1 protein-coding gene is annotated in these 641 nt (G+C 62.2%); it reads left to right on the forward strand.

Going from position 1 to position 641, the window contains the following annotated elements:
* A partial coding sequence (locus tag ACPUD7_RS17755) for a transposase (RefSeq protein WP_425120652.1) occupies nt 1-467 on the forward strand: 467 nt, incomplete at its 5' end.
* Nucleotides 468-641: the final 174 nt, after the last annotated feature.

Below are 641 nucleotides of genomic sequence, written 5' to 3' on the forward strand. Positions count from 1 at the left end.
TCATCGTCCGCCGTGAACGTCCCCACCCGGGTGCCCAACTGCGATTTGACGATGTCGACGGATACCGACTGACCGCGTTCGCGACGAACACGACCGGTGGCCAGCTGGCTGATCTGGAAGTCCGTCACCGCTGCCGGGCCAGATGCGAGGACCGGATCCGGATCGCCAAAGACACCGGGCTGCAAAACTTCCCACTCAAGGGCTTCGACCAGAATCGGATCTGGTTGGCCATCGTCGCTCTCGCCGGTGATTTGCAAGCCTGGAGCGGACTGTTGGCCTTCGCCGATGAACAGATTCGCAGGTGGGAGCCGAAGAGACTGCGCATGCACATCTACACCGTGCCGGCCACGATCGCGAGGACCGCTCGCCGGGCCGTGGTGCATATGAAGAAAACTGCCCGGTTCGCTCAAGACATCGTCGCCGGCCTGAACCGACTGCGTACCTTGCCGGGACCCGAGCCGGGATAATCGTCCTGGTGTCAGTGTCCGTTCGAGTAGAGGAAACCACTGGGGGTTGGGTCCCCGCCGAACCGTGGCGAGACACGGTGGTCGCGTCATACCCGAATGGCACAACCGGAACCGAATGCGCTCCATAGCGCGAGAATCATGGGCGCGAGCCACACCATGAAAAATCGAGGCTAG

It is taken from the genome of Brevibacterium sp. FAM 24630 (assembly GCF_049804075.1).
Classification (GTDB): Bacteria; Actinomycetota; Actinomycetes; order Actinomycetales; family Brevibacteriaceae; genus Brevibacterium.